Source organism: Actinoplanes nipponensis, assembly GCF_016862275.1.
Classification (GTDB): Bacteria; Actinomycetota; Actinomycetes; order Mycobacteriales; family Micromonosporaceae; genus Actinoplanes; species Actinoplanes nipponensis.
The window spans coordinates 70,074-86,090 of record NZ_BOMQ01000086.1 but is presented as its reverse complement, the minus strand read 5'-3'; the positions used below and the strand labels follow the sequence as shown (position 1 = coordinate 86,090).

The 16,017-nt window shown below is 72.4% G+C and carries 13 protein-coding genes; 8 read left to right on the top strand and 5 right to left on the bottom strand.

Annotated features, from left to right (window positions below; genetic code table 11):
• Positions 1-1,336 precede the first annotated feature (1,336 nt).
• Positions 1,337-1,975, top strand: coding sequence for an RICIN domain-containing protein (locus Ani05nite_RS35600; protein ID WP_239130968.1), 639 nt, complete (start codon positions 1,337-1,339; stop codon positions 1,973-1,975).
• Between the two features lie 57 nt (positions 1,976-2,032).
• Positions 2,033-7,558: a ricin-type beta-trefoil lectin domain protein gene (locus Ani05nite_RS35595; RefSeq protein WP_203775764.1), complete on the top strand. Its 5,526-nt coding sequence runs from the start codon at positions 2,033-2,035 to the stop codon at positions 7,556-7,558.
• Positions 7,559-7,617: 59 nt separating this feature from the next.
• Here the strand turns inward: Ani05nite_RS35595 and Ani05nite_RS35590 are convergent, their stop codons facing one another.
• Complete coding sequence (locus Ani05nite_RS35590; RefSeq protein ID WP_203775762.1) at positions 7,618-8,187, bottom strand: hypothetical protein; 570 nt, start codon at positions 8,185-8,187, stop codon at positions 7,618-7,620.
• 245 nt (positions 8,188-8,432) lie between these two features.
• Here Ani05nite_RS35590 and Ani05nite_RS35585 point away from each other — a divergent pair, with 245 nt between their 5' ends.
• From Ani05nite_RS35585 to Ani05nite_RS35565, 5 genes are all read left to right on the top strand, one after another.
• A complete protein-coding gene (locus Ani05nite_RS35585) occupies positions 8,433-9,170 on the top strand; it encodes a hypothetical protein (RefSeq protein WP_203775760.1) in 738 nt (245 codons plus the stop codon).
• 380 nt (positions 9,171-9,550) lie between these two features.
• Entirely contained in the window at positions 9,551-10,918 is a 1,368-nt protein-coding gene (locus tag Ani05nite_RS35580) for a trypsin-like serine peptidase (protein ID WP_203775758.1), read from the top strand.
• 18 nt (positions 10,919-10,936) lie between these two features.
• Positions 10,937-11,314, top strand: coding sequence for a carboxypeptidase-like regulatory domain-containing protein (locus Ani05nite_RS35575; RefSeq protein ID WP_203775756.1), 378 nt, complete (start codon positions 10,937-10,939; stop codon positions 11,312-11,314).
• Between the two features lie 84 nt (positions 11,315-11,398).
• Positions 11,399-12,256 (top strand): carboxypeptidase-like regulatory domain-containing protein, encoded by an 858-nt coding sequence (locus Ani05nite_RS35570; RefSeq protein WP_203775754.1) that lies wholly within the window; start codon positions 11,399-11,401, stop codon positions 12,254-12,256.
• A gap of 78 nt (positions 12,257-12,334) precedes the next feature.
• Positions 12,335-12,616: a YciI family protein gene (locus tag Ani05nite_RS35565; protein WP_203775752.1), complete on the top strand. Its 282-nt coding sequence runs from the start codon at positions 12,335-12,337 to the stop codon at positions 12,614-12,616.
• Here the strand turns inward: Ani05nite_RS35565 and Ani05nite_RS35560 are convergent.
• The 3 genes from Ani05nite_RS35560 to Ani05nite_RS35550 form a co-directional block, all read right to left on the bottom strand.
• Positions 12,613-13,545 (bottom strand): phosphotransferase, encoded by a 933-nt coding sequence (locus Ani05nite_RS35560; protein ID WP_203775750.1) that lies wholly within the window; start codon positions 13,543-13,545, stop codon positions 12,613-12,615. The two genes, Ani05nite_RS35565 and Ani05nite_RS35560, sit on opposite strands and share 4 nt — an antisense overlap.
• A gap of 15 nt (positions 13,546-13,560) precedes the next feature.
• A complete protein-coding gene (locus Ani05nite_RS35555; protein ID WP_203775748.1) occupies positions 13,561-13,875 on the bottom strand; it encodes an SCO4225 family membrane protein in 315 nt (104 codons plus the stop codon).
• 65 nt (positions 13,876-13,940) lie between these two features.
• Positions 13,941-14,489 (bottom strand): phosphoribosyltransferase, encoded by a 549-nt coding sequence (locus tag Ani05nite_RS35550; RefSeq protein ID WP_203775747.1) that lies wholly within the window; start codon positions 14,487-14,489, stop codon positions 13,941-13,943.
• A 101-nt stretch (positions 14,490-14,590) separates the two neighbouring features.
• Here Ani05nite_RS35550 and Ani05nite_RS35545 point away from each other — a divergent pair, with 101 nt between their 5' ends.
• Positions 14,591-15,718, top strand: coding sequence for a PP2C family protein-serine/threonine phosphatase (locus Ani05nite_RS35545; RefSeq protein WP_203775745.1), 1,128 nt, complete (start codon positions 14,591-14,593; stop codon positions 15,716-15,718).
• Here Ani05nite_RS35545 and Ani05nite_RS35540 read toward each other — a convergent pair.
• Positions 15,715-15,912, bottom strand: coding sequence for a hypothetical protein (locus tag Ani05nite_RS35540; RefSeq protein ID WP_203775744.1), 198 nt, complete (start codon positions 15,910-15,912; stop codon positions 15,715-15,717). The genes Ani05nite_RS35545 and Ani05nite_RS35540 overlap by 4 nt on opposite strands.
• Between the last annotated feature and the right edge of the window lie 105 nt (positions 15,913-16,017).

Genomic DNA, 16,017 nt, shown 5'->3' with positions numbered 1-16,017 from the left:
CCGGTGGCCCGGTGGCCCGGTGGCCCGGTGGCCCGGTGGCCCGGTGGCCCGGTGGCCCGGTGGCCCGGTGGCCCGGTGGCCCGGTGGCCCGGTGATGCAGCCTGCGTTACGCCCCAGCCCGCGGATGCCCCAGCCTGCGCTCATGCTCGCGGTCGCGCTCACGCCCCGCCGCGCGTGCTTCACCATCGCCCAGCCTTCCACTTCTGCCCGGTCCGTCCGGCTCTTTGCCATCCGCCCCCGCGCCTGCCCAGCCCGTTCTCATCCAGTCCCGGCCATCAGCCTTCGGCCCACCGCATTTACGACCCGCCGCCCGCTCTCTCTTCCATCCCATCCGGCCATGCCGCCGCCAAGGCCCTCCCGCCGCCCCGCCATGCCTCGCCCAGCCCGGTCCTGCCACTGCCCAAGACCCTCCTCCGCCCCACCCGGCCGTGCTGCATGCCCAGGCCACCTTCCGCGCCGCCGCAGCCCCCTTCGCCTCCACCTCGTCCCGCCTTCCGCGCCATCAACTTCGCGACCCGCCCAGCTCGCCTTCCGTGCTGCTCAGCTTCCTCATCCTGTGAAGGGCCCCGGCCTTGCCCACGGGCCCGCCACCCCCGGTGGGGCCCCTTCGTTGCTGGATCTTGAAGCGCGCGAGCCGAAAACCCCGCGCTAACTCACCAAGATCCGTCCGAGCGGACGGCGCCCGCGGGGAAGAGGGCGGCCTGTGGAGGGCGGCCTGTGGAGGGCGGCCTGTGGAGGGCGGCCTGTGGAGGACGGACTGTGGAGGACGGACTGTGGAGGACGGACTGTGGAGCGGGCTGTGAGGAAGCGGGCTGTAAAAGGCGCGCTGTTGAGAGCGGGCTGTGGAGGACGGGCTGTGGAGGACGGGCTGTGGAAGGCGGACCGCGAGCCGGCGCGGCGCAAGCTGTGATGGCGAAGCGCCGGCATCCGCATCCCGGCATCCCACTGGATCCGCCATCGCCGCCACCCGGCAGCAACCACTGGATCAGCCCCCACCCACCGATTGACACCTGACGCTTCCGAGCCTCCAGGAGCCCAAGCGGCACCCCCCCAAAGCGTGCGCCGGCACTCGCGGCCACCGCCGCGAGTCGACGTCATCGTTGGGCGGTTCCCGGAGCGCTGCCGAGGCTCGCTCCGCCCCGGCCACTCCTCCACCGGATCGCGACGTTCGTCTATTGCACAGTGGACCGGACGCGCCCTAAGGTCTCGCTCACGATCATGGCGAAAGCCGTTACGGGGGTAGAAGATCGTGTCCTTTCGTGGTGTCCGTTCACCGTGGCTCTCATTCCGAACTCGACGTGCGGCCGGTGCCACCGCCGCCGGCGCGGTCCTGTCGTTGGCCCTGTCGCTGATCTCCGTTCCGCCGGCGCAGGCGAGCCCCGACTGGAACCTCGGCAACACCGCGGCGTCGCAGATCTCGGATCTCAACGCGCAGGCGACCGGGGTCTTCCGCAACGTCGGGCTCGGCAAGTGCCTGGATGTGCTGAACGGCGGCACGGCCAACGGCGCCGCGGCCGTCTCGTCCGCGTGCAGCGGTTCGGCCAGCCAGAACTGGACCTATGAGCGGGAGACCCCGCTGTGGGACGACGGCACGATCCACGCGGCCGGCGCGCCGACCAAGTGCCTGAGCGTTGTCAGCAACAACGGCGGCAGTGCCCGGTCCATCTCGATCGGCGGCACCACCCAGATGCTGCTGACCGAGTCCGGTCAGGTGTGGGCGAAGACCGGCGTCGGGCTGGGCGGCTGGACGAAGGAGTCCGACTACGACGCCTCCACCATCGCGGTCGGGTCCGACGGCACCCAGCTGATGGTCAAGGGTGGCATCTACGCGCGCACCGCCATCGGGGTGGACGGCTGGACGTACGAGGGCGGCTCCTCAGCCCGTGCGGTCGCCACGAACGGCGGCGTCCAGATGTACCTGGGCTCGGACGGCGTCGTCTACGCCCGGAACGCGATCGGCGACGCGAGTGGGTAGGTCGCGGAGAGCGCGGCCGGCGCCAAGGCGATCGCGGTCGGCTCCGACGGCGTCCAGATGATGATCGGCAGCGACGGTGCGGTGTACGCCCGGTCGAGCATCGGCGGCACCTCCGGCTGGACGAAGGAGCAGGCGCCGGGCGCTCAGGCGATCGCCACCAACGGCGGCGTGCAGATGCTGGTCGGCAGCGACGGATATGTCTACGCCCGTACCGGCATCGGCACCACCTGGACCAAGGAGAGCACGGTCACCGCGACCGACCCGGACTTCGACACCGCCATCGCGGCCGGCTCGGACGGCACCCAGCTCATGGTCGGTTCGGACGGCTACCTGTACGCGAAGAAGGGTGTGAGCGCCGGCGGCTGGACCAAGGAGCTCGCCGGCGCCACGGGTCCCGGCTTCGGCACCTCGATCGCGGCCGGCGCCGGCGGCCTGCACGCCGCCCTCAACGGCACCGGGTACGTCGCGGCGCGGACCGGTATCGGCACCACCTTCACCACCGAGACCGACCTGACCACCGAGAAGGACAACAACCGTCCCGTTCAGCTGTTCGACTGCCACGACTGGGACAGCCAGCACTGGGTCGTCCAGTTCGGCAAGACGGGCAGCCTCCAGCTCTACAACCAGTCGGCCGGCCGCTGCGTGGACACACCCAGCTCGTCGACGGCGAACGGTGTCGCGCTCCAGATCTACACCTGCAACGGCAGTGCCGCTCAGCGGTTCTCCGGCCCGACCACTCCGACACCGCCGGTCGGCCCGGTCACCAGCGCGACGTTGAGCCGGTGCGCCGCCCCGGCGGCGACCACGGCCACGCCCGCGACCGGTACGGCGCTGGTCATCAACACCTGCGGCAGCGGCTACAACGGCGGTCCGCTGTTGCCCTGGACGCTGCAGACCGACGGCACGCTGACCGCGGCCGGCCTGTGCCTCGGCGTCAACGGTGGGGAGGCCGGCACCGCCAACGGTGTCCTGACCGTGCTGGCGAAGTGCGCCGGCACCCTGGATCAGCAGTGGGCGGTCGGCTGGGACACCAGCAACAGGCCCCGGTTGCTCAACCCGAACTCCGGCCGCTGCCTCGACGTCCCGAACTCGTCGACCACCGTCGGAACTCAGCTGCAGCTCTACACCTGCAACAACACCGGCGCCCAGGTGTGGGACGTCCCGCACGCGGGGCGGACGTTCACCGGCCCGGCCACGGCCGTGCCGTCGGTGATTCCGGCGGGCACGGGCAGCAACTGGGAGCGGCTCAACGCGATGAGCACGGCCGAGCGGGTCCGGGTCAACCGTTCCCGGCTCGCGTTGTTGCTGCACGCCGGGGGCAGCAACGCGCGTAAGGCGGCCGCCGGGACGCTCGCCGGGCCGGACACCGCGCTGAACGCCTCCTGGTACGACTGGGTCGACGCGAGCTGGGTCGACGCCGACGGCGGGCCCCTGGACCAGGATGTCGCCGCCGCGGGCGTCGCGGACCAGGCGCGGGCCCAGCGTGAGGCCGGCCGCGACCACTTCCTGTACGGATACCCGATGTCGGAGTACGGGCGGCTGCCCGACTACGACACCGACGTCGTCGACTTCATGTCCAAGAGTTCGACGTTCTGGCTGGCCAGCAACGCGTTGTACGCCCAGCCGCCGACGGCGAAGGCGGAGCCGGCCGCGCAGGACAAGGTCCGGGAGATCGCGGCCCGGCACGCTGCGGCCACTCCGGCCGACGCGTGGGCCTGGAACCTGTACGCGGACAAGGCGATCGACGGCTCGGCCGACGACGTGCGGCGGTTCATCCAGTACGACGGGTGGCCGACCGTGGCGCCCGAGTCCGGCACTCCGGAGTTCCGGGTGGAGGTGGAGGCGCTCAAGACCCGCTGGGCGCAGGGCGACTCCACCAACCCGATCGACCCGGAGGAGGTGCTTCTCGACGTCGAGGAGACCGCCTGGGCCGAGTGGCAGGCCGAGCTGAACACCCAGGCGCAGCCCCGGGCGGAGATCCTGGCCGCGGAGATGCAGGCCCTGGACGCGTTGCGGGCCAGTGCCGAGACGATGCACGACGGCCTGGACTACGCGTGGACCGCCCGCGGCATCCTGTGGGCCCAGGACCAGAAGGTCAACGGCCCGCAGATCACCTGGGGCAGCGTCGACATGTCGCACGCCCCGGCCGACCTGAAGCTGGTCAAGGCGAAGGTGGCCGCGCTGGCCGAGGCGGCCAAGAACTCCGCGGCGGTGGCCAAGGACGCCGCGGACAAGGCGGCCGCGGTCCGCACCGCGGCGTACACGGCCGCGGCCGCGAACGGGTTGCCGGCCGGCCGGGGCCTGACGTACGCGCAGCAGTCGGCGCAGGTCGCTCAGGCGGCCGCGGCCGCGACGCAGGCCACGGCCAATGCGATGCAGACCGTGGTGGCCGCCGTCAACGCGACCCTGGCGAACTCGGCGACGCTGCTGGCCAACGCCAGCGCTCAGGCGCACGCCGCGCGAGCCCTCTACCTGCGCCAGTCGGCGCAGGACAGCGCGGCCCGGGCGGCGCAGCTGGCCACCCAGGCGCAGCAGCAGGCGACGGCGGCGGCGAACGCGGCCGCCAAGGTGGCCGCCGACAAGGCGAAGATCGCCACGGTCGAGGCGACCGCCAAGACCGCCCTCGCCAAGGCCGATGCCGCCGCGGCGGACGCGGCCAAGCAGGAGCGGATCGCCGCGGAGGCGAAGGCGACCGCCGAGCGGGAGCGGCAGAACGCGGCGGCCGCGAACGCCACCGCCCAGCAGCAGGCGGCGATCGCCGAGACGAAGAAGAACGAGGCGCAGGCCGCCGCGGGCCGGGCGAACGACGACGAGGCGGCCGCGCTGCGGGCGGAGTCCGATGCGGCCGCTGCGGCGTCGCGCGCCTCAGCCGCCCGTCAGACGCTGGACCGGTTGACGGCCGAGGCCGCCGTCGCGGACGCGAAGGCGGCGGCCGCCGCCGGCACGGGCGCGGCCGATGCCGCGGAGGCGGAGGCGCGGCGGGCCCGGAACGCGGCGAACGCCGCCGGGGCCGCTGCGGACACCGCGAACAGGGCAGCCAACGCCGCAGCGTCGGCGGCGGCGAAGGCACGGACGGCGGCCATCAAGGCCCGGGCCGCGGCGGATCGGGCCTACGCCGACGTCCGCAAGGCGCAGGCGGCGGCCTCGCAGACGCATGCGGCCTCGATCAAGGGTCACGCGCTGGCCGCGGACGCGATCGAGAACGCCCGCAAGTCGGCGGAACAGGCGACCCTGGCGCGGCAGTCGGCGGCCGAGGCCAAAGCGGAGGCGGCGAGCGCGAAGCAGGCGGCGCAGCAGGCCCGTAGCGAGGCGGCCGCGGCGCTGGCGGACAGCGCGGTCGCGACCGGGCAGGCGATGGCCACCGGCCAGGCGGCGCGGGAGGCCGCGGCGGCCGCCGCGGCGGTGTCGGCGCCGGCCGACGAGGCGATCTCGCTGGCCGATCCGTGGGCGACCTCCGACTCGGCGGCCGGGCTGGCCTCGCTGAGCTCGCAGGCGGCCAAGACGATCGCCGAGGCGCAGGCGAACGTCGCGGCGGCGCAGGCAGTGCAGGCGGCGGCCCTGGCGGCGGCCGCGCAGGATGCGGCGAACCGGGCGGCCGGCGACGCGAAGCTCGCCGCCCAGGCGGCTGCGGACGCGGCGGTCTCGGCCTCCAAGGCGGCCGCGTCGGCCGCGGCGGCGACCAAGTCGGCGAACCAGGCGGCCGCCGACGCGAAGGCGACCCAGCAGGCGTCCGCCCGGATCGACGACATGGACGCCCAGGCCCAGCTCGACGTGGAGAAGGCGCGTAACTCGGCGGACGCGGCCGACGGCTCCGCCGACGCGGCCGAGGCCGCCGCGGACGACAGCGAGCGGGACGCCGCCGCCGCCCGCGGCGCGGCCGATGACGCGGAGGCGGACGCCTCGTTGGCCGACGGGTACGCCGACGACGCCGAGGACTCGGCGGCGTCGGCACGGGAGGCGGCGGACAACGCGGAGGCCTCAGCGGACGCGGCGCAGTCCTCGCTCGACGCGATCAACGAGGTGCTAGCGGGCAATCCGCAGTCGCCGGGTGATGTCGCCGGCTCCGGCTCCGCCTCGGGCGCCGTGGCGACCGAGCTCGACAACGTGTACCGCGTGACGATCCAGACGGGCTACAGCTTCGATCCGACCAGCAACTGCGTCGGCACGGGCGGTTGCGACGTCACCGGCAACTACCGCTCCAAGGGTTACTACGTCTACCTGCTGGCCAGTTGTGTCACGCCCAGCGCCGACCCGAACGTGTGCGTCAACACCGGCAGCGGGCCTCAGGTCGTGCTCGACGAGTTGATGACCGAACCGTTCGACGTGACCACCACGGCCAAGATTCACATCACCCAGCAGGAGTTCCTCGAGGCCACGCTGAGGGCGCTGCCGGGGATGCTGTTCGGCGAGTTCATCGGCTGCTACAAGAAGCTCACGCCGGACGACCACGACGGTGGCAGCGCGATCGACTGCGGTTTCGTCGTCGCCGAGCTGGCCCTGCCGGTCGCTCTCAAGGGCGTCTCGTTCGCGGTCAAAGAGCTGCGGTTCGCGATGTTCGCGTACAACGTCGCCGGGATCGACGCGGGGCTCGCCGCGCTCAAGGCATCGGCGATCAACGCACGGACCTTCGCCAAGATCCAGAAGGCGGCGCTGGCGGCGCGGGCGCGGGCCATCTTCGAGGGGCTCAACTCCTGCCTGCGGACCGGTCACAGCTTCGCGGCCGGTACGGGCGTGGTGATGGCCGACGGCAGCGTCAAGGCGATCGAGGATGTCCGGGCCGGCGACCTGGTACGCAACGCGACACCCACCGGCGGGGTGGAGACGCACCGGGTCACCGAGGTCCACGTCACCACCACCGACACCGCCTTCACCGAGCTGATCGTGACGGGCGGCGACGGCCGACGGGCGACCATCACCGGTACCCAGAACCACCCGTTCTACAGCCTCACCGCCCGGGATTTCGTGGACGCGAGCCGGTTGGCGTGGCAGGACCGGTTGTGGACCGACGGGTCCGAGGTGGTCACCGTCGAGTCCGTACGCAACTACACCGACTCGATGGTCACCTACGACCTGTCCGTCGAGGGGGTGCACACGTACTTCGTGGCCGATGGCGGGCTGCGGCTGCTCGTGCACAACACCTGCCCGGTGATCCAGGCGATCACCAAGGTTCCCGGCCTCACGCCCGGCAAGTGGGACAACGTGCACGCCAAGGACGGCTTGACCATCGAGGAGGCCCTCGGCGGTCACCTGTCGCCCGGCCACCCCTACATCGACGCCTACGACGCCGGGACCAGGACCGGGACCAGCATCAAGAGCGTCGACTGGCGCGCGGACAACGTCGACACGCCGGGCCGGTTCAAGAGCAAGATCAAGGCGGTCCTGAACGAGCTGAACAACGGCAAGCGGTTCGACGACGGCTGGACCCTGTCGAAGCAGTACAAGCGGGGCGACATCGACAACTGGGTGCTGCGGGTCGCGTACCCGAAGAACCCGCCGCCGGGCTACATGGAGCGGGCCATGGAGCTCGTCGACGACGCCGACGCGATGGGCATCAAGTTGTACTTCCACCCCATCGACGGTTGATCCGGCCGGCCTGATCCGCTGCGGGCGCCGCCTCTGCTTCCACCGAGGCGGCGCCCTCGTCACGCGTGCGCAGCCAGCGCGGGTACGGCGCCCTCCCGGATCAAGCCGCTCTCGGCGATGGCAGCGACGATGCGCGGGTCGAGGAGCCAGGCCTCCGCGTCGTTGCCGCCGGCGTAGAGGGTGTAGACCCGCGGGACCGCGCCGGCCTCGGCCAGGAGGTCGTTGATGACGGCCAGCGGCCGGACGGTGGCCACCGCCCACGGGCTGTTCGCCACCCAGTCCTGCGGGGTCCACACGACGCAGCGACGGCCGTTGATCGTGATGACGTAGTCGCCGTCCTCGACGCTGTCGGGATAGCTCACCAGCTCGATGTGCGGATCCACCCCGTGGCGCCGCAGCGCGGGCGCCCATTCCGCCAGCACCCGGGCCACCCCGCCTTCGGCCATGGTCTCCCCGTCGACGTAGCACAGCCGGAGGCCCGGCTCCTCGTCGAGCGTGGCCTTTCCGCCGAGCGGATGAGCGCCCTCCGCGACCGCCCGTTCCCCGGCCTCCGCCTCGTCCGCGGGAAGGTGCTGCCACAGTCCCAGCGCCCGTAGGGTCCGCGCCAGTTCAGCCCATCGTTGATCCATCGCAGCATCATGCCGCAGACATCGGTGTCTCGTGATGGGTAAGGCCGGGTGCGGCCGCCACGCAGCCGCGAACGTGGCTTTTCCGCCCGCCGGGGCCGCCGACGATCAAGGGCCGCCGCATATCTGGCCTGCGTTTATCGGCCTCGGTGGGTACGGTCTGGCCGGCGGAGGTGACTTCCCGCGGCCGGCGGCGTCGCATGATAAGCGACGTCGACTGTTAAAGTGGACATATGGACCATAAAGGTATGATCTTCACTCCTGCCAAGCGTGGCCTGACTGCTGCCGCGTTGGCCCTGGCCGCGGCGAGCGCCCTGACCGTGAGCGCCCAGCCGGCGAGTGCCAGCTCGCACCGCCCCTGCGCGATCGTCAAGCACAGCACCACCGCCGGCATCACCAAGGTCGGCACGGCCACCGCCACCGTCGTCGCCGACGGGGTCAAGCTGACCACCGCCCGGTCCGCCAACGCCGACAAGGTGTCCTGGCAGACCTTCTTCAGGCCGGTCCCGGCCGCCACCGTCACCGAGGTGAGCTACGAGACCGTCAAGCTCGACTCGACGGCCGGCGACAACAACGTCGTCAACGATGCCGCGCTCCCCGCGTACCACCTGTACGTGCGGACGCCGGCCGGCGAGGGCGTGCTGATCTTCGAGCCCTACTACTACCTGGGTTCGATCGGTGCGGGGAACCCGCAGCGCAAGGTGCGCACCGAGTGGAACGTGCTCGACGGTCCGCTGTGGACGTCCTCGACGACCATCGCCGGCCTGCCCAAGACCGCGGGCGGCCCGGCCACGCTGACCTTCGCCCAGGTCGTCGCGGCCAACCCGCGGATGACCGTCACGGGCATCGGCTTCGGGCTCGGCACCTACAACGCCGGGGTGACCGCCGTCCTGGACGAGCAGCGCTTCGCCACCACCAGGAACTGCACCGAACACCAGTGGTCGTCCGGCTTCCGCCGGGGCCACTGGTGGTCGGGCCGGCGCTAGGCGCCCCGTCCGGCCGGTGACCGGCCGGACGGTACGGAAAGGTCGTGGAAGCGGCCGGGTCCACCCGGACCCGGCCGCCGTTCTTTGCCGGTGTCAAAATATCGTGCATTCGCGGGAGAACGCGCTGCTCATCGCTCTGATCAAATGACGGTCCAGGAAATCTTGTTTTCTTAACCGGTTCACGAATTCCGATCACAATGCGTTGGGTGTATTACTGAGAACGCAGCGCTGTCATTGATTGAAAGGCGACGCCTTTCCGCGGGGCGCATGCTGATTCGGCGCGTCCCGGGGGTAACCATCCCTCCGCACCATGGCTCGGGCGGTGTCCGGCGCGCGAGGTGCCGACCGGGTCCTGGTCACCATGCCGAAAGGGAGTAGGCATGAGCTCGATGACAAGTGACACGACCACCACCACCAGCAGCACCGCCGCCCGCAGCCGGGGCAGCGGCTACGGCCCCGGCAGCGCGGCGAGCGCCTCGAGCGCCCCGGCGCAGTCCGAGACCTCCGAGGTCGTCGAGGGTCTCGACGTCACCTCCGGCGCCGGCGAGACCGGCGGCCTGACCGAGGCGACCGCCGTGCCCACCGACGCCTACACGCCCGTGTCGCAGCAGCTCGGAGCGGGCTTCGGCGGCTCGGCCGAGGGCGGGGCGGTCAGCGACGAGGCCGGCGCCGCGACCGGCGCGCAGACCACGACCTTCGAGGAGAGCGCCGGCTGGAGCCCGGAGCGTTCCGAGTCCGAGCAGCTCGGCGCCGACGAGGCCACGGCCATCGACGCCGGCGTCGTGGAGGCCGGCAGCGAGGAGTTCTTCCCGTTCCTGGCCCCGCTGATCGGTCCGCTGCTCAACATCGTCGGGCCGGTGGCGGCCAAGGCGCTCGGCAGCACCGTGGCGCCGGCCCTCCTGCAGGGGCTGGGGTCGCTGTTCAACCGCCAGCAGCCGCGCCGGCGCCCGGTGGCGGTCACCGCGCGGGCCGCGCAGCCCGCTCAGCAGGCCCGCCGCGAGACCGGCGAGGACTTCTCCGAGTCGCTCGACCTGGATCAGGAGTCCATCCAGGAAGCTGTCGAACAGCTCGAGGTCATCATCGGCAAGGACGACCGCCGGCAGATCACCAACACCCGGGAGGTGCCCTGGAAGCGCATCGTCCAGCTCACCATCACGGCGGGCAACGGACGCAAGTTCCTGGGCAGCGGCGCCCTCATCGCGCCGCGGGTGGTCATCACCGCCGGCCACTGCGCGTACATGCACACGCAGGGCGGGTACGTCCGGGAAATCCAGTGCACGCCGGGCCGCAACGGCGACCAGAAGCCGTACGGCACGCTCAACGCGAGCCGGGTGTGGGTGCTGCGCGGCTGGACGGTGCACCGCCACCGCGACTGTGACATCGCCGCGGTGATCCTGCCCCGCCCGTTCTCGGCGAGCGACATCGGCACCTTCGGCTTCGCCAACCTGCCCGATCTCGAGCTGATGTCGAGCAACCTCAACCTGGCCGGCTACCCGGGCGACAAGCCGCTGGGCACGCTCTGGTACCACGGCCGGACGGCCAAGTCGGTCACCGGCAGCCGGGTGTTCTACGACATCGACACGTTCGGCGCGCAGAGCGGTTCCCCGGTGTGGGTGAAGCGGCCCGACAACAAGCGGTACATGGTCGCCATTCACACCACCGGATCGATGACCGGCAATTCCGGTGTCCGTATCAATCGCCAGATTTTTCAGTTGCTCAAGAACTGGCAGACCAACCCCGACGGCTGATCCGGTGGAGGTGGCTCAATGAACGCGTCGGCGATTCGCGGACTCGTGCTGGACGAGCAGGAATGGCCGATCGCCGGGGCCGCGGTCACGCTGGCGCCACTGTCGCCGGGGCTCTCCGTGCCCGACATCGCCACCACCACCGACGACTCCGGCCGGTACGCCTGGAGCGACCTCGAGGAGGGTCGCTACGAGGTCGGCGTGCGCGCGGAGGGCTTCCACACCGCGGCACACCAGACGTACGCCGGCGCCGTCGTGCCGGCCCGGGTGGACTTCCATCTCACCCGGACCCTGCCCGCGCACCGTCGCACCTCGACGCGTCCGGTGCGGACGTCCGACTACGAACAGGTCACCTCCACCGAACTGACCGGAGGTGACGTCGTCGAGGGAACCGACTGACCCGGTCGGCGCCGTTGTCCCCGCCGGCCGGCGGGGACAACGGCACACCGCCGTGCGGCGGATCCGGGAGAGAAGGAGGCGAGCATGCCCAAGGATGCCGACGACCTGGCGGCCTACACCGACCTGCCGGCGCCACAGTCCCACCGTCTCATCGACTTCGAGGAGGCCTCGGTCCAGCCCGGGGGATCCTCTTCCGCGCAGTGGGTGCTCCAGGTACGCGGCACCGCGCCGTACCCGGGGATGCACATCACACCGGAACCCGTGGTGTATCTCCAGCGCCCCGCCTTCTGGCGGATCGAGGTGGTGGGCCGGTTGCTCGAACCGGTGCCGCCGCGCCCCACGCCGTACCTGGTCCAGCTGGACCTGCCGGGCCCGATGGGCACCCGGGGGATCGAGGTGGCCGGCGCCGGCCGGGTCGCGCAGATCGTCCTCATGGAGGACCCGGAGGAGGAGCGGCCGGCAGGCCCCGTCCTGCTGCGGGGCCTGGTCAAGGACGCCGGTGGCTGGCCGCTGGGGAAGGTTCCCGTGGTGGGGCGCAGCCCCGGCCGGGAGGCCGACATCGACGCCATCGTCACCACCGACACCGAGGGCCGGTACACGATGCAGCTGCCCGGCCCGGGCCGTTACCTGATCAGCACCGAGGCGGCCGGCTTCGCCGACGCCCTGGCCGAGATCGAGGTGCGCGGCGCCCTGCCCGGGCGGCAGGACTTCTATCTGACCCCGCTGCCCGCCCTGCAGGACTCGATCCTGGAGGAACACCCGGTGCGGGAGACGGTGCCGGGGCCCGGGCCGGCCGGCGACGATGCCGAGGTGGTCGAGCCCGACGGTGACGCCGAGGTGGTGGAGGAGGACAGCTCGCCGGCGCCGAAACGGGCGAGAAAGGCCGGCGGTACGGCCGAACCGGCCCCGCGGCCCCGGGCCCGCCGCCGCAACACGTCCTGACCGGCCGGGGCGCCCAGCCGCGACCGTACGATGGGCACCGGGCTTTCCCGCGGCTGAGAGGACACCACCGTGTACCTGATGATCTCGACGTACCTCGCGCCGCTCGACGAGGTCGATCAGGCGCGGACCGACCACCTCGCCTTCATCGACGGCCTCGAGCGGGCCGGTGTGCTGGTCTCCGCCGGCCGGCAGGACCCGCCGGTCGGCGGCATCCTGCTGCTGAACGTCGACACCGAGGCCCGCGCGCACGAGCTGCTGGCCGACGACCCGTACGTGCGCCGGGGCCTGGCCGAGTACGCCGCGACGGGCTGGCAGCCCACCCGGGGCGTCCTGGCCGACTGGAAGAGCCCGGCCGCCTAACCCGGGTCGACCTCGCCGAGGGCACGTCGCGCGTTGCCCTCGGCGATCTCGCGCATGAACGCGGCGTTCGGGAAGTCACCCTCGATGAGCTGCAGCGGCCCGGCGACCAGCGACAGGTAGTGCACGAGCCGGTAGAGCGCGAGCCGCGCGGGGTCCGGCTCGACCGTCCGCAGCGCTGGGTAGTGCGCGCCGAAGCGCAGCTCCAGGAACGCGTGCTCCCACTCCACGTCGAAGAACATCGCGGCCTCGATGTCGATCAGGACCGGCTCGCCGGCGGGACCGATCAGCACGTGGTCGGGGCCGAGCTCGCCGTGGATGAGCCCGTACCCCACGCGGGGCCGTACCGCCGCGAAGCGCGACCGCAGCTCCTCCTCCAGCCGGTCGCCGGCCGCCGCGATGCGCGGGTCCCGCGCCGCGGCCTCGACCAGGGAGTTGAGCCCCCGCCGCAGGGCGAAGCCCGCCGGGGTGCCGCCCGGGAAGCCGAACGAGGACGACCGGTGGCTGTGCATGATGCGAAGGGTCTCGCCGAGCCGGCCGACGGCAGCGCGGCCGGCCACCGGGTCGCGCTCCAGCAGCGCCTCGAGCGTGCCGCCGCGGACGTCCTCGACCAGCGCCCGGTCCGGACCCAGGAAGACCACTTCCGGTACGCGCACACCCAGGTCCCGCAGCAGCCCGTGGCACCGGGCGAAGCCGTCACGGCCGGGGTCGGCCCGGAACGGCCCGACGTCGAGCCCGGTGCGCGCCGGCCAGAAGTTCTCCTCCGCGGCCCAGCGGTACAGCAGCACGGTGGTGTCGTCGTCCAGGGTGAGCCGGTAGACACCCTTGGTGCTGCCCCCGGCCAGCCGGGTCAGCTCGCGCAGCCGGCGATCCGTGCCGTACGTGTCGCGGACGAGGTCGTGCAGGTCCGCCGCGGATACGAAGGCACGCATGGGTCAGCACGATAGTCAGTTCGGCCGGGCCCGGCGCGAGCGCAGCCGGCCGACCTCACCGACGATCGTGTTGATGAGCAGCGTGTTGAGCAGGAGCCCGGCCGCGACGCTGAGCCACAGCATGGCGATGCTCAGCCAGCCGTCGCCGAGCAGGAAGACCGGGGCGAAGATCACCGATACCGGCGCGGTGAGGCCGATCAGGTAGACCGCGGCGGAGGTCGGCTCGTGGTTGCCGGTGGCGAGGTTGCCGCCGAGCAGGATGACCGAGGTGACCGCGACGGCGAACAGGTAGACGCGGGTGGCCCAGGTGCCGAAGAAGAATGTGGTCATGCGGTCCATCGTGGTGAGACCGCCGGGGGCCCTCCTGAGTAGTGCTACTCAGGCCCGGCCGGTGCTCAGCTCAGATCCGCGCCGGTGAGCAACCCGCGGATGCCCAGCTCGGCGGCGACCTCCGGGGGGCACTCGTCGACGATGACCGCCGTACCGATCAGCGTCGCGCCCAGCGCCGCGATCAGCGTGCGCAGGCCGCGGGCCTGGGCGCCGGTCACCGCCCAGTCGTCCACCACCAGCACCCGGTCGGCCGGGCCGACCAGCCGGGTACGCACCCCCAGCCGCTGTTCCACGCCGCGGTGATCGGCGGGCACGGCGGCCCACGTCATCGGTTCCGCGATGGGCAGCCGCGCCCCGGCCCGGTACGCCTCCACGAAGCCGACGCCCAGCGCGCGCGCCACCAGCGGACCGACGAGGAAGCCGGTCACCTCCGGCGAGACCACGACCGTCGGCGTGGCGTCCGGGAAAAGACCGGCCAGTCCCGGCCCGAGGCGGTCCAGCACGACCGGGTCCCGCCACCAGCCGGAGCGGTCGCTGACGAGCAGATCGGTGCCCGGACCGGGGTCGGTCCAACGGAATCCGGCGCGCAGCCGGTCGCGCAGTTCGGAAGCCACAGCGTCATGGTGTCACCGCGGCCCCGCGCCCCCGCCGCCGAGTGGGCAGAACCCGCTCAGACTAGGGGTCAAGTTGATGCATCCTCCCAGGTCGATCAGGCATGCTGTTCGGCGTAACCATGCCGATTCTTCCGACGGGCCGCGGCCCGCTCAGCCCAGGATCCCGCGCCGGCCTCGGCGCGGCCCTCGTGCTGCTCGTCGTCGTGTCGGCCGTGGAGGTCGCGGACGGGCCGCAGGCGAACTTCGTCGGGCTGTACGCCGCCGTGCCGTTCCTGGCCGCCGTGTTCGCGTACTGGCAGACCGTGCTCGTCGCCGGGGCGATCGCCACGATCGTGGGGATGGTCTTCGCCGGGACGGACGGCCGCTTCGACACCGTCGGCATGGTCAACGTGGTGGGCATCACACTGGCCACCGGCATCGCCGCCGCGGTCGCGACCATCCGGCAGCGCAAGGACGACCGGATCGCCGAGCTGCTGCGCCTGGCGGCGGTCGCCCAGCAGGCCGTGCTGCGCCCGCTCGGCCCGCAGGTCGGCAACCTGGCCGTGGCGGGCCGCTACATCTCGGCGTCGGCCGCGGCGGACATCGGCGGGGACCTCTACGAGGCGCTGGACACCCCGTACGGGGTCCGGATCATCATCGGCGACGTGCGGGGCAAGGGCCTGGACGCGGTGCGGCTGGCCAGCATCGTGCTGGGTTCGTACCGGCACGTGGCGTTCGAGCGGGCCGACCTGCGGGCGATCGTGACGGACCTGGACCGGGCCGTGGCCCGCAGCGTGGGCGACGAGGACTTCGTGACCGCCGCGCTGGTCGAGGAGCGGGGCGGCACGCTGACCATCGTCAACTGTGGACATCCGGCGCCGCTGTTGCTGCGGCGCGGGCAGGTCATCGCCCTGGATCCGCCGGCGCCGGCGCCGCCGCTGGGGTTCATGCCGGTGGCGCGGCCGCGGGTGGAGCGGCTGGAGCCGGGCGACCGGCTGCTGCTGTTCACCGACGGGCTGGGCGAGGCGCGCCGCGACGGCGAGTTCTTCCCGACCGCGGACCGGGCGTGGCGGCTGCTCGGGCACGGAACGGTCGGCGACGGCCTGGCCTCGCTCGAGACCGCCCTGGTCGACTGGGTCCACGGGCAGCTCGACGACGACATCGCCCTGGTGCTGCTGGAGTACGGCGGCCCGGACGGCAGCCCGTCCGTGGCCATGCCGAGCTGGGAAGTCGGCGCCGCCGGGAGCTAGTCCACGGGCTGGCCGGCCGCGGGGCCCGGGGCCGCCTTGGGCCCGGTGGCCTCGGCCGCGGGGGCCGGACCGGGCAGGACGGCGACCGTGGCGCGCGCGGCGATCGTTTCCGGCTGGCGGTGCCGTCCCACGTAGTGGCGCGGCTCGTCGGCCTGGCGGGGCTCCGGAATCAGACTCCTGATCGTGGCGAACATGCTGACCTCCCCGGTCGGACATCCGTTGCTTCGCGTACATCGAAAGCAACGACGAGCTGCGCCGGTCGATACGTCCGGGCGGCGCGGCGACTTGCAAATGCCCGA